The 14,371-nt window shown below is 59.8% G+C and carries 4 protein-coding genes and 2 pseudogenes; all 6 read right to left on the bottom strand.

Annotated elements, in window-relative coordinates:
- Positions 1-5 precede the first annotated feature (5 nt).
- The 6 genes and pseudogenes from RA27_RS01715 to RA27_RS01690 all read right to left on the bottom strand — a co-directional run bounded on the left by RA27_RS01715 (position 6) and on the right by RA27_RS01690 (position 14,268).
- Positions 6-470, bottom strand: coding sequence for a hypothetical protein (locus RA27_RS01715; protein ID WP_039534386.1), 465 nt, complete (start codon positions 468-470; stop codon positions 6-8).
- Between the two features lie 113 nt (positions 471-583).
- A complete protein-coding gene (locus RA27_RS01710; RefSeq protein ID WP_039534384.1) occupies positions 584-1,474 on the bottom strand; it encodes an adenylate/guanylate cyclase domain-containing protein in 891 nt (296 codons plus the stop codon).
- A gap of 491 nt (positions 1,475-1,965) precedes the next feature.
- Positions 1,966-3,058, bottom strand: a pseudogene (locus RA27_RS01705) (Gfo/Idh/MocA family oxidoreductase).
- An 8-nt stretch (positions 3,059-3,066) separates the two neighbouring features.
- Positions 3,067-3,531, bottom strand: a pseudogene (locus tag RA27_RS01700) (TIM barrel protein); the annotation flags it as partial.
- Positions 3,532-4,131: 600 nt separating this feature from the next.
- Positions 4,132-4,611: an invasion associated locus B family protein gene (locus RA27_RS01695; RefSeq protein WP_193746453.1), complete on the bottom strand. Its 480-nt coding sequence runs from the start codon at positions 4,609-4,611 to the stop codon at positions 4,132-4,134.
- 18 nt (positions 4,612-4,629) lie between these two features.
- Positions 4,630-14,268: an autotransporter outer membrane beta-barrel domain-containing protein gene (locus RA27_RS01690; RefSeq protein ID WP_039534377.1), complete on the bottom strand. Its 9,639-nt coding sequence runs from the start codon at positions 14,266-14,268 to the stop codon at positions 4,630-4,632.
- Between the last annotated feature and the right edge of the window lie 103 nt (positions 14,269-14,371).

Genomic DNA, 14,371 nt, shown 5'->3' with positions numbered 1-14,371 from the left:
GCGCTTTAGAAGTGCTCCTGCACATCCACGCAATGATACTTGGTTGCATCCAGTATATTGTGGTCCCTATCGGCAGCAGTAACGCACATTGTCGTACCTCCGTCACGCGCCGCCGTAGAGGCCGCCTCCTTGGTCACATAAGTCGGATAGTCATCGTGCCGATGCCATCTGCCCTGAACAACGTTGAACTCGCTTTGGGCATTTCTGCCAACCTGCTCAACGGAATAACTGTCTCCCCACCAAGCATGGAAATGGTTCTTTGATACGTCTGGAGTAAAGTTTGATTCATAAGTGATGATGAGTTCGTCGCCGTCTCTGGCAATCGACGTGATGCGTACCTCACAACCATCGACTGGGCAGGCATTGGGCATCGCCGATTGTGCCACAGCATCAGCTCCGAACATCAGCGTTGAAGTTCCGAAGATAAGCGCGCCCTGACGAATTTGGCTTCCCGATAGTCTCAATGACATCTTTCCCTCCCGTCCTAGGTTGAAATTCACAATTCGTGCTGATTCTAACACAAATTTCAGGTTTCTTTCTGAGACTTTGGCCACAGAACCTAAAATTTGGATATTCGGATAAGCTATCGCCGAACGACTTCGAACTCCAAAGGACGTGCATCTGCGTGCAAAACTGGAAGCGCGGGCGAAATCAATCCGCTGTCAGCCAGCATTATGTTTTCGCGTTTAAGCTGAACTTCACGTGCATTCTCGAACTGCACGTACGTCCCTGATGAACTGCGATCCGTCAGCAACAGCTTTCCGCCTTTCATGCTGAGAATGGCGTGAAACCGCGACACCCAAGGTTCCGGTAGGATCACATCACACTGATTAGATCTGCCGATTTTGAGCTCGCCCCCTTCACGGCACCGCCAAGTAAGATCGTCGTGATAGAGAACGAGTGCAAAATTCTCGTTCTGACTTCTGCCAAGGATGTCGCCGGTCGACTGTGTCGGCAAGTGCATCACGGTACTCAACCCTTCGGTAGACGCTGCAACAGAATAGGCTTTGACCGGCTGGCTTACACCTTTCAGGCGAAGTGACCCGATTGCAGTAAGCAACCGTCTAGTTTCAGGGCTCAGGTCTTTAACGACGCTGTCGCTGATACAGGCTTCGCCGGGGTTGGCGACAGCCGCAAGGCGAGCGGTCAAATTTACGGTCTCGCCAAAAATACCATTGTAGCCGACCACGACGGGACCTTGATGCGCACCTGCATGGACTGACAGCAATGTGCCCGGTGGCTTCTGGATCATCTCCAAAACTGAGTTAGTGGCGGCCTCTGGATCGCTGAAATAGCATAAAACGTCATCGCCTTTCTGACCGACAGGCACGCCACCGTAACGGCGCAAAACCTCACGCAATCGGTCAATTTCAATCTGTATCAACTCCTGCGCCTGATCGTCCCCCATCGCTTCGTAGAACGGGGTACTATCCGATATGTCGGCAATTATGGTCGTGACAAATTTGGTTTCCACGGTGCTATTCGCAATCCGGTTGTTAGCAACGACAGTTCGGGACCAGTCATCGAATGGAAATAAAGTAGAATAACGTGATCAACGAAATCAACCAAGTGATCTGGGCTGGTAACTAGAACCCGCATGGTCGCATGAAGGCCGGAACAAAACGGGGTGAACTCTAATAGTTGACCAGACTCCACACAAAACTGAGCGAGCCAGGTCTGCGAAGCACGCGCGTTCCCATCCCTAAACATCGCCGTTTCAATCCGCAAATGCCGGCCCGCTACAGGTATCATCAGTCGGCTAACGGCGATGTGTGGAATTACTATATCGGCTACATTCACTTTCGCAGATATCGGTAAGTCCAGCGCTACCTGCTGAGCGGTCATGTGAAAAACACCGTGGGGATTACGAGCTAAGAACTCATCCAATGTGCAAAGCCGGACGCTCTATTGCAAACGGGCCCAAGCCGAATTCCTTGCAGAGCTTTTCACAGGCGCTGCCACAAACTAAATGTCGTTAAGTCCATCGTAAACTGTCGGATAAACAACTAATGCATCAGGCGAAGTCCCGTTTCGAAAAGCCATGATGGCATTCGCCGCTTCTGCGTAGATGTTGGCGAACCCTTCAAGATATCCCTCAGGATGCCCTGAAGGAACTCTACTTGCCGACTGGCAGCGTCAGCCGCACCTGCCCCATTTCGCATGATCAGACGCTTTGGTTCGCCGTATGGAGTAAACCAAAGATAGTTCGGATCTTCCTGCGCCCATTCCAGCCCACCTCTCTCGCCATAGACACGCAACCGAAGCGCGTTTTCGTTACAGGGTGCGATCTGTGATGACCACAACATCCCGCGCGCACCGCCCTCAAACCCTATTATGACATGGGCATTGTCATCGACCAAGCGACCCGGCACAAAGGCCTGCAGATCGGCAGCCAGACAGACGGCCTGCGACCCGGTTACAAAGCAGGCAACGTTATATGCGTGAGTTCCTATGACGCCCGTAGATCCACCCGCGCCAGAGCGTTCGGGTCGGTTCGCCATTCTGCCTGCTTGAAATCCTGCTGTTTGGTCCGCTAATCCTGCGGATACTCAACCTGCACCACGCGGATTTTGCCAATCTCCGCTGTGGCAACCATCTCACGAGCCTACCGAACCATCGAAAAGCCCGAACAGTTATGGCTCAGAATAAACAATGCGTTTGATCTTTCAGCCGCTTTCCCAAGCTTTTTCGCATGGCCAAGGATCGAGTTAAGTAGCTTGCCGCAGATCCCATGAACCCCACGCCTCAGAAACTCGCGCGCTGCGGCATAGTGAACGTGGTTAGGCGTAACGATTGAGACCGCTTCGATCCCTGACTCGAGCCGTGTCTCTCTGATCGCCATTTGCTTGAAATCGTCGTACATCCGCTCTAGGCTCAGCGCCTCTCCGCTTTCACGAGATTTCTCCGGCGTTGAAGACAAAGCACCGGCGACCAATTCAAACTTGTCGTCCAATCGCGCTGCAATACGATACACGCCACCTATGAATGCATCAGCGCCGCCGCCAACCATTCCAAGGTGTATGCGCCTCGAAGTCTCATCATTACGTCCTGTAACCATCAGTCAATCTACAGCATTTTGCGGTTTGCCGTTTCGTCGGCACCGCTATCCGCGAAATCAACAAAAAGCCTTCTCAGTGACGCAGACAATGTGATCGGATACAAACTGCGCTCCTTCACGCGCCCCGTCATCGGAGTGTTTAAGACAGCATTCCCACTCGACCACTGCCTAGCCGTCAAAATTGTTTGCCGCCAATTTTGAGAAGCCCCCAAAATCCACCTGACCATTGCCAAGAGAATGGAACCTTCCTGCCCGATCGACCCAACTTTGATATCCAGAATAGACGCCCTTCGACCGGTCGGATTGAACTCGGCATCCTTGACATGAAACATCCTTATCCGGACTTTGTAGATGTCGATCTTGTCTGGGTAATCAAGGTATTGCAGGATTTAATGCGACGGGTTGCACAACATACAGGCCCGCGTATGGTTACCCGTGCGCTCCAGAAACGTCTCATATGTGACGCCGGCATAGTTTTTTCTTCAGATAGACATCTATACGAATGCGCTCCTGCGCTTTGTTGAAAGGACCATCGTCAAATTTCGCACGCAAAAGCCGAATGGCAGATTGAACAAGTTGCCCGGAGTTCTGAGGCATCCTAGCGTCGAAGGTTCTCGGTCGAACGGACCTCTGATCAACGGCGTAAACGAGTGGGCTATTGTGAACAGACCCTCATTGAGCTTGCTGTCTGACCAAAACGCTACCATACCAGCGGCCGGGGAGCAGATCCCGACCAAATCTGGATAGGTCTCTAATTTCGCGGGCCAAACGCGGTCCGCTCAGGACCAATGCCCTTCCCTAGTTGGGTACACCCATCAGCTACCCCGCCGTGCGTCCCGCCAAGACGTTGTACATACCGACGGGGTGATCCCTTTCCGCGCGTGGAAAGTCGGAAACCCAAGCAAACACCAAACCCTGACCTTTTCGCAGCATCTCGGACCGATCAGCTTTCCGGTCCAAATACAGCAACCTTGTTCACATCCCCGCGTTTAATCCACTACGAGGTAAGAAACCTCATGGAACCGCGCTATCCGAACCCCCAGGCGATCAACCTGACACAGTCAGCCAAATCATTAGGGTAAAATATCGGAAATCTTACTGAATCCGCCCAAATCGAAGGCGAAGGATATCGGGGCTCCGATCGTGTTTTTTCCTTCAATCGTCAGCTGATTGCCGGCACGCATCGCTGACATCCAATCTTGTGAAACCGAGGAACGGGCGAAACAGCCCTGCGCTTCGCAGGTCAGGAATTCCAGTTGCGCGACCTCGGCATCATCCACCTTCGCCACCAGCCCTTCAGAGAACAGCAGGCCAAACGGCAAGGTCAGCACGGCTTCGGTCTCATCCTTTCCTGCGGGTTTCACAAACGCGATGGAGGTAAGCCTCTGGTTATTCTCAGCAAGCACGATGCTTTGGGTCATCTCACAAATCAGCTCGGTTCCGTTGACCAGATTGCTGCAATTGACCGACCACAATGGCGCATCTCCTTCTTGGGCGGCAAGCGGGTTTACGAAACCCAATGATATTGCCAAAGCGCAAACCCGTATTTTCATTCTGCTGTCCCTCATTGTCTAGAACTGTATTCCAAGTCCGAGGCCAACCTGCAAGGCTTCGGTTGAATCGCCAAACATATGATCCAGGCTCAGGTTGACAAAGCTGCTGTCATCCAGCGCGAACAGTCCCAACCGAGCGGATACGACCCCATGCGCATCCCCGATAAAGCTGGTGTTCACAAACCCTCCGTCGGCGGCGCTCGCACCGCTGAACCCGGCCGTCACCGATACCGTATCATCCGACGAAAGGATGGCTCCGGCGCGCAGGCTCGCACGCAGTTTCTGCGAGGCGCTCAGAACCTGCTCGGTCCCGATTTCGATCGAAGGGGTCACGGAATAGATCATTTCGTTGTCGTCTTGCAGGACAACCCCCGACAGGGTCGCGTCGCCATTGCTTTCCGTCGCCAGTCGCGTGGCGTCGACAGCCAGTTCGGGGCGCAGGTAAGCACCGCCACCGGCGAATCTGTGATCATAGGCAAAACTGAGCCGCAGATTCTGGTGATTCATCTTATGCTTGATCTCGCTGACGCCAACGGTGTCCACAACGGTGCCATTGGGAAGCACGCCCCGAATCCCGCCCGCGCGGCTTGTGTCATAGTTCGACCATCCCGCTGACAGCATGGCCGCAAATTCCCATGCTCCGGCATATTTTGTAAGAGATGCACCCAAATTGAACCGATCACCGGAGGCGTTGTATTGCGATCCGTTTTGCAGGCTGATCTGATCGTAGCCCAGAGCAAATCCGGCGTAGAGCTCATTCCCAACCGGCAACCGGACGCCTGCGGACAAATTGGTGTTGTTGATGTTCAGGTCGTTGTAAATGCCGGTCTGTTCGCGGTCGAAGAAATAGCGCCCGCCGGTGAACCAAACACAATTACGTGGATCATCCCCCGCCTGATAATTCGTATAGCGCTCGCAATTGTGCAACGTATCCGCAAAAGCCCGAGTGCCATAATACGCGTCCACTGCATCCGCTGCATAATCCGCCGTCGACAGGCTTTCGATGGCTGCGATCACTTCGGCCTCGGACTGCATGTTCCCAATCAACGCAAAGAGCTCGCCCTGATCAGCCGACCCGCGCCCGTTCAGGACATCGTTGATGTAATCGCCGATCGCTGCCTGATTGGAATTCATCCGTGGCGTCGAATAGTCGGGGGTGATCACCAGATCGATCGAACTGCCGTCAGACGTGACACCATTCAAGCCGATGGAGTAATCCAGCACCACCGTGTCTTCGATGGTCGTGCCCGCATCTGCTGCGGTTCCGTCGGGATTGATGATAACAAGCGGCAAGGCGCGTTCGAGCCTGTTCAATCGAGGCACCAAGGTGCCCCCTATGGTGGCATCCTCAGTGACATTGATCAGATCGCTGTCTCCACCGGATGCCCCGGTCGTCAGATAGTACACATCAAAGGTCGACGTCGCTGTACTGCCAAAAGCAAGGCTTCCCGTCAGATCGGTGGTCTGACCGACATTCTCGGTAAAGGAAAAATCATCCGCTCGAACAGTCGGTGTCAGACCCGCATCCACGGCCCAATTTGCCCCCAGAACCAGGTTGCCATCCACCTGCATGAAACCGGTGTCGCCCAGATCCACGGTATTCAAAGCATAGAACGTTGCACCTTCGTCAACAGTCAAGCCATTTGTGCCAGCGCCAAGGTTCAGGTTTCCAAGCGCCCGTCCGGACAGTGACACCTGTTCGTTGCCGTCGCCGCCATTCACCAGCTGATTGTTCCCCGCGATCAGCACCGTGTCGTCCGACAGGGTCAACACGTTGTCGGCGCCACCTTCCACAATGATCGACGCGACGGCGTCTGCCTGTCCCGTACCGCCCATGACAACGCCATCGAACCCAAGCGTGATGGCATCCGCACCGTCACGTCCTGCGGATTGCGCAAAGACGCCGATGCCTCCTTCGCCAACCGACAAAACGTTGCCGGTCAAGGTCATGTCGATAGTCCCTCCCGCTCCGGCACCGCCTGCCGCACCGCGGAAGACTGAATCCACGATCCCGCCACCACCGCCAAGCGATTGCGCCGCAACGCCGATCGCATTCTCTCCGCTGGTGACCGTGTTGCCTGTTTGCGAGAACAGGATATCCCCGCCGTCCCCGCCATTGGCAGCCGAAAGGTTCACGGTCACCTGGCTGGGGTCCAGATCTGTCGTAACGAGACCACCGCCACCACCGATGCTCTGGATGACGAAGGCGTGCGATCCGTCGCCGCTGGTAGTCACATCACCGATATTGGAGAAATCGACGTTGCCACCGTCACCGGTTGAATCGTCCTGCGCGCCCAAAGTGACGTCGACGCTGCCGAGGCCAGCAACAACAACTTCACCACCGCCCGCGCCGATGCTTTGAACGCTTTGGCCAAAGGACCCGTCTCCGCTGGTGAACACATTGCCGTTCAGAGACAGGTCAATATCGCCGCCATCGTTACGGAAACTGGGATCAGAGCCCAGGATCACCGAAGCGAACCGGTTGGCGTCAGCCGCGCCCGTGCTGCTGAGCACCAGCTTACCGCCGCCGCCGCCAATGGACTGCGCCGCGCCTGCGGAAGAGAACGCGCCATCCGTGCCGACATCTCCTGTGCGGCTGCCGTTCACGTCGCCGCCTCCGGCATCATCCGTATCAATTGCGCCCAGGCGCGCATCGATCTCGATACCGTCGCCATCCTGAAGGCTTATGGTGTTCGCCGATGTGCCGCCGCCGCCGCCGACACTCTGCAGCATCAGACCGGTCGACCGGTCGCTGGTGGTTGCGATGTTTCCGGTATGAGACTGCGTGACCTGGCTGCCGGCTGTACCGGAAATATCGTCGCCACCCAGCGAGATGTCACTGATGTAGACCGTGCCGGTTCCACCCGCGCTTGCAGTCGCCGTGGTGAAATCGACGGAGGTTTCGGAATTGCCGCCGCCGCCATTGACGGACTGTGCGAATATGGCTTCGCTGCCCGCACCGTTCACCAGAATGTCGCCGGTCGAATTGACCGTGGCGGTTCCCACCGATCCTGTGGTCCCGTCACGCGCGCCCAACAAATGGGAGATCGTATAATCCAGCGCCGAGACCAGAGGCGACGACACCGAATACCCGGCATTGCCGCCGCCACCGCCGACCGATTGTGCATAAATACCGAAGCCGTTTTCGGCATTCACCACAATTGTGCCTGAATGGTTGACCGTGACGTCTCCGCCGTCAGCGCCATCTCCGCCTTCACCGCCAATCGCGATCTTCGAATAGGACTTGCCGGTCATGGTGTTCTTGAGGTCATTCACATCCATCGCGACCGCCAGTCCACCATTGCCGCCGCCACCGCCGACCGATTGCGCAAAGATACCGTAAGCACCCGCGCCATCCACGCGGATATCGCCGGTATTGGTCACGACTGTATTGCCCGCGACATTTCCGCTGCCGCCCGAACCGCCGATGTTCAACTGCGCGGTCGGAGAGCTGCTGTCCCCGGTCTTGAGCCGCAGCGTCCCCGTGATCGAGCTGCCCCCGTTGCCGCCGCCGCCGCCGACAGACTGCGCAAAGATGCCATGAGCCCCTGCGCCGGTTGTCACGATCGTACCGGCATTGGTGACCAGAGCATCGCCTCCGATACCACCGGTGCCGCCCGAGCCTCCCAATCCGAATTGCAGCGCGCGTCTTGTGCTGGCCTCGGCTCCGCCATAGCGCCCGTCTACCGAAATCGTCGAGCCCCCGTTGCCGCCGCCGCCGCCGACAGACTGCGCGAATATGCCGTGGCTTTCTGCGCCGGTTGTCACGATCATGCCATCAGCTTCGTTCACAACCGTTACCGAGCTGCCGGACCCGCCAGTGCCGCCGGTGCCACCGATCAGAATGGCATTTGTCGTTGCCCCGTCCGAGGACTGACCCAGAATGATGTTGCGTACCTGTTGCGCGTCACCGCCGCCACCGCCGACGGATTGCGCATAAATACCAATCGACTTGTCGCCCGTGGTTTGAATTCGGTCACGGTTGGTCACCGATACTGCGGCAGATGTCGCCCCGGTGCCGCCATTCCCGCCAACCGACAGCGTTGCCGTGTTTCCGATCTCCTTGCGCAAGCTGATGATCCGGTTCTCCACCACACCACCCATGCCGCCGCCGCCGCCAACGGACTGGGCGTAAATACCGTGCGCCATGGTGCCTTCGGTGCTGATGATGCCATCGCTGATCACGGTCACCGTGTCCGAGGTCATGCCATCGCCGCCGGTGCCGCCGATATTGATCGACGCGGTTGTGCCAACCGTAGATGGTTTGACCAGGGCTTTGATCGTGTCGAGGTTCGACTGACCCGCCTGCACCATGCCCCCGGTTCCACCTGCCCCGCCAATGGACTGCGCCATCAGGCCAATCGAGCGATCCCCGAACGTTGCGATCCGGGCGGTGTTTGTCACGTCAACACTGCCCCCTACGCCACCGGTGCCACCAGTCCCGCCGATGGACAGCGCAACCGAAATGCCTTTACCGGCCGAGTTGCTGGCCTTGCCGCCATTGCCACCGCCGCCGCCAACAGACTGAGCGAACACGCCATGCGCATCCGTGCCTCGTGTGACCACTGTACCCGCGACCACAGACGTCACGTCGCCCGCTGCACCACCAGTACCGCCCTCGAGCCCGACAGACAGGCTGGCTTTGTTCCCCTTGCTGTCACCGGATTTAGGCGTTCCTATGCTTACGGAGGTTGATGAAGAATTGCCGCCGCCATTGCCAATGGACTGGGCGAAGAACCCGTATGAGCGGTTACCGGACGTGCTGACAATACCGTTCGAGCTGGCATAGACGTCGCCACCGCTTCCTCCGGTGCCGCCGGTACGGCCGATCTGAATGTTGACGTTGCCGCCATCCACCGAAGTGGAGGCTGAATTATAACCCGCATTGCCGCCGCCGCCGCCAACGGACTGAGCAAACAGGCCATGCGAATCCGCCCCGGTGGTGGTTATGTCGCCGGTGTTGCGAACATCGACCGAGCCGCCAATACCGCCCTCACCCGTGCCGCCACCGATGGCCAAACCAAAACCCTTGTTGGTCGCATCCGAGGCCAGCTCGTAAGTCATGCCAAGGTTCAGGGCCGCGTTGCCGCCGCCGCCACCGATGGATTGGCCAAATACCCCGTGGCTGCTGTCCTGCAGAGTGACGATGTCGCCGTAGTGGTCGATATCGACCGTGCCGCCATCCCCGGCGGTGCCTGCATCGCCACCGATGGCGACCACAGCCGACACGCCGGTCTTGTTACCTGAGGAATCCGCCGGGTTAACCTTGCCTTCAAGCTCATCCAGAACCGCATTGTAATTGGCGATGACCGAGTCATCGACGCCTGTATTGGTCGGCGTCTTGCGATCCGTTGAATCGCCGGTGCCGCCATTGCTCTGGTTGCCGGTGGTCTTGCTGATGCCTACAACTGCGTTGATCCCGGCATCGCCGCCGCCACCGCCAATGCTCGACGCTTCGATCCCGTGCGAACCGACGCCGTCGGTCGTGATCGTACCCGCAGCAAGGGCCGCTGTGCCACGTGCGACAGTAACGTCGCCCGCATCTCCGCCACCGCCGCCAAAGCCGCCGATACCCATCGCGATAGGAGAACTGTCCTTGGTGCCCACAAAGGTCGCGTTGATGCCGCCGGTACCGCCACCGCCGCCGATGGTCTGGGCAAAAATACCGCGGGCGTGATAGCCGTTGGTCGTGATGTTGCCGGTTTGGGTGACCGAGACATCACCCGCATCCGCACCGGTGCCCCCGTGACCGCCAAGGCCACCGACAATGCTCAGGTCTGTCTTGCCATCAGAGTTGTTGGAATCGCCATAGTTCAGCTGTCCTGTCACATTCAGCGCACCATTGCCGCCGCCGCCCGCGATAGATTGGGCCAGAACGCCGTGCTTCCAGTTGCCGGCAACGGTAACGGCGCCAGCATGATCCACAGCCACATTGCCCGAGACGTTGCCATCGCCACCAAAGCCGCCGACCCCAAACGTGACCGAGGGAATCTTACCGTCTTTGCTGAGCGCAATGCCGCCCGAGACGTTCAGCCCGCCATTGCCGCCGCCCCCGCCGATGGACTGCGCCAACAGACCCGCCGAGCCATCGGTATCGGGCTTTTCTTCGTTGAAGACACCCATGTCGATGAACAGACGCTCCAACCCGAAGTTCGAGGCCAGTTCCTCGGTCTCGTCGACGATCGTGTCGCCCAGGAAATCGCGTAACTTGTCCTCGAATGTCGTGGTATCGGGGATCGAGATATCATCCGGGTTCGTTGTCACCGAAATGGTCGCCTGCGAGGTCACGGTGACATCGCCCGCCTGACCGCCATCGCCGGCAAAACCTCCAACGCCCACAATCAAAGAGCTATCGGAGACGATCCCGCCAGACACGTTCAGACCGCCGTTGCCGCCACCGCCGCCGACGGATTGGGCCAGCAGGCCAGACTGGCCGGTGCCGTGGGCTGTAACCGTGCTGCCCGCGCCGATGTTCACATCGACATCACCGGCGTTGCCACCGCCGCCGCCAAAGCCGCCAACGCCTACGACAACGGCATATGATTTACTGCTGTCCGTCTGGCCCGCCCCGGGTTTGCCGCTGATCGCGATACCGCCGGAAACGTTGGTGCCGCCGTCACCGCCACCGCCACCAAGCGATTGGGCGATGATGCCGCTGGCACCTTTGTTTTCGTCAACGGCGAATGTTCCGTCCGGTTGCTCTGCCATCGGAACAGCCTGAACGTTGCCGGTATAGTCCAGATCGACGTCGCTTGCATCGCCACCCGACCCGCCAAAGCCGCCAACACCCGCCGCGACCGAGAAGATCGTGTCCGACCCCGAGGGTTTGGTCAGTGCCAGAGAGCCCGAGACATTCACGCCCCCGGTCCCGCCCCCGCCGCCGAGGCTCTGGGCGAACAGGCCATGCGACCCGTCACCTGCAGTTACAACATCGCTTTGAACGTCCAGCGTGACCGCGTCGGCGTCACCGCCGCCGCCGCCAAAGCCGCCAAGCCCCAAGGCAACGGCAGCGCCGGATTTGCCGGTCAGGTTGACCGCACCCGAAACGTTCAGGCCGCCGTTACCACCGCCGCCACCGACCGATTGGGCCATAACGCCGATACTGTCGACACCGGCAGTGACCACCGAGGTTGTCCCGCTGCCATCGGTTCTGGAGCGCAGTGTGCTGGTCACTTCACCGGCATTGCCCGCGCCGCCGCCGAAGCCGCCAACGCCCAAGCTGACCGAGCCACCGTTTTCCTGGCTGATACCCAACGAGGCCGAGATGTTGGTGCCGCCATTGCCGCCGCCGCCGCCTAGGCTCTGCGTCAGAATTGCTGTGCTCCGATCGCCGGTGGTGGTTACGCCGCCGCTTATTGTCGATTGCACCAGCGCTCCTGCATCGGCGCCGCCGCCGCCGAAGCCGCCGACACCGATGCCCACCGCTGCGTTGGCCGAACGGGAAAGGGATAGGGCCGCCGAGATGCTGGTGCCACCGTTGCCGCCGCCGCCGCCAAGGCTCTGCGTCAGAATCCCGACCGAGTCGTCCCCTGTTGTCATGACATCACCGGTGACCCGCTGCGTGACGTTATCTGCCGCGCCACCGTCTCCGCCGAAGCCACCGACGCCGATCCCAAGACCGCCTGAATAGTTGCTGGCCACCGAGATTGCGCCGGAAATATTGGTGGCCCCATTGCCACCGCCGCCGCCAAGGCTTTGCGCGATGACGCCAGCCGACCGTGAGCCCGAGGTGCTGATATTGCCCGAGAACGTATTGTCGACGACGCCACTGGTTCCACCGCTGCCGCCGAAACCACCTACGCCGATGCCTGCGGCACCGGAGCCCGTACGCGCGATGCTCAGCGCGCCCGAGATATTGATGCCTCCATTACCGCCGCCACCGCCAACGGATTGAACCAGAACCCCGGTTGCGTTGTCTCCACCGGTTGTGACGTCCCCGGTCACCGAACCCGTGGCCGCGCCTGCACTGCCGCCGTCACCACCGGACCCGCCGATGCCAACGCCAACCGCGCCGCCGCCGGTACCCGAGATATTCACGGCGGCCGAAACATTCAGCCCTCCGTTACCGCCGCCGCCCGCGGCGGATTGCACCAGAACACCGCCCGAGTTGTCGCCAGCCGTGGTCACATTGCCCACGACCGTACCATTGGCCGTGTTCGCATCGCCGCCGCTGCCGCCGCTGCCGCCAAGGCCGACCGACGCACCACCGCTGCCGGTTCCTGCGACCGTAACCGTAGCAGAGACATTCATGCCACCGTTACCGCCACCGCCGCCGAGGCTCTGAACGATGACCCCACCGGAGTCATCACCCTGCGTCGAAACATTGCCGTTCAGGGTGGCTTCGGCTGTGCCCCCATTACCGCCGGTGCCGGATGCGCCGCCAAGACCCACCGACGCGCCGCCAGACCCGGTGCCGGCCGCTGCAACCGCGACCGAGATGTTCATGCCGCCGTTGCCACCGCCGCCGCCGACAGACTGCGCCAGCAGGCCGGTCGAGGTGCTGCCTGATGTCACCAGATTACCGGTAACGTTCGCCGTAACCGCAGAGGCATCGCCACCGCCGGTGCCGCGCCCCCCTAAACCCACCGCTGCCGCGCCCGAGCCCGTGCCCGCGCCGCCGACCGATGCCGAGACGTTAAAGCCACCATTGCCGCCACCGCCACCGATGGATTGGGCGACAACCGCACTCGATTGCGCGCCCTCGGTCTGAACATCGTTCGCAACGGTCAGGCCAACGACACCACCGCCGCCACCGCTGCCGCCAGACCCGCCCAGGCCGACGCTGATGGCGCCCGAACCTGTACCGGCGCCCGCCAGCGCGGGTGAGACATTAAACCCGCCATTGCCGCCGCCACCGCCAACGGACTGCGCCAGAATACCCACCGATGCATCGCCTCTGGTGACCACGTTGGCGGTTGTGCTGGCCGTAACCAAGCTGCCGTCGCCACCGGCTGATCCCGAACCGCCCAACCCGACCGAGACCGATGCTGCGCCGGTTCCCGCGCCCGACACCGTTGGCGAGACATTAAACCCGCCATTGCCGCCGCCGCCGCCAAGGGATTGCGCGACAAACCCGCTTGAAGCGAACCCATCGGTCAGAATTGTTCCATTCGAGGTCAGCGTGACGTTGCCGCCATTGCCGCCCGTATCGCCTGAACCGCCGAGCCCGACACTCACAGCGCCACTAGCCGTGCCTGCCCCCGAAAGGACAGGAGCCACGTTAAAGCCACCGTTGCCACCTCCGCCGCCGATGGATTGAGCCACAACGCCCGAGGACTGATCGCCACGGGTTTCAACCGCGTTGTTCGAAGTGGCGATGACTGTGCTGCCATCTCCTCCGCCCGCACCATCTCCGCCCAAGCCGACCGAAACGCCGCCTCCTGCGGTGCCTGATCCTTGGACCGATGCGCTGACGCTGAAGCCACCATTGCCGCCGCCGCCGCCAACAGATTGCGCCAGGAACGCAGTGGACGAGTCGCCTTGTGTCAGGATAGTTCCACCCGACCTCAGAGTGACCGCACCGCCATTGCCGCCACCTGCACCGGTGCCGCCCAGCCCTACGCTGACAGCGCCGCTGGCCGTACCCGCCCCAGCGCCCGTGCCCGAGATATTGAACCCGCCATTGCCGCCGCCACCACCGATGGATTGCGCGACCACACCCGAGGAGCGGTCCCCGGCAGTTACTACAGAATTGGTTGTCGTCAGGTTTACCGCACCGCCGGTGGCGCCGGTACCGCCATCCCCGCCGAGGCCAACAGAT

The sequence above is a fragment of the Ruegeria sp. ANG-R genome (assembly GCF_000813985.1).
Taxonomy (GTDB): domain Bacteria; phylum Pseudomonadota; class Alphaproteobacteria; order Rhodobacterales; family Rhodobacteraceae; genus Ruegeria.
The sequence above is the reverse complement of the archived record's forward strand: the minus strand, read 5'-3'. Positions and strand labels throughout refer to the sequence as shown.

Excerpts from the sequence above, each read along its gene's own strand:
- RA27_RS01695 (WP_193746453.1), bottom strand. The coding sequence starts at position 4,611 with ATGAAAATACGGGTTTGCGCTTTGGCAATATCATTGGGTTTCGTAAAC.
- RA27_RS01715 (WP_039534386.1), bottom strand. The coding sequence starts at position 470 with ATGTCATTGAGACTATCGGGAAGCCAAATTCGTCAGGGCGCGCTTATC.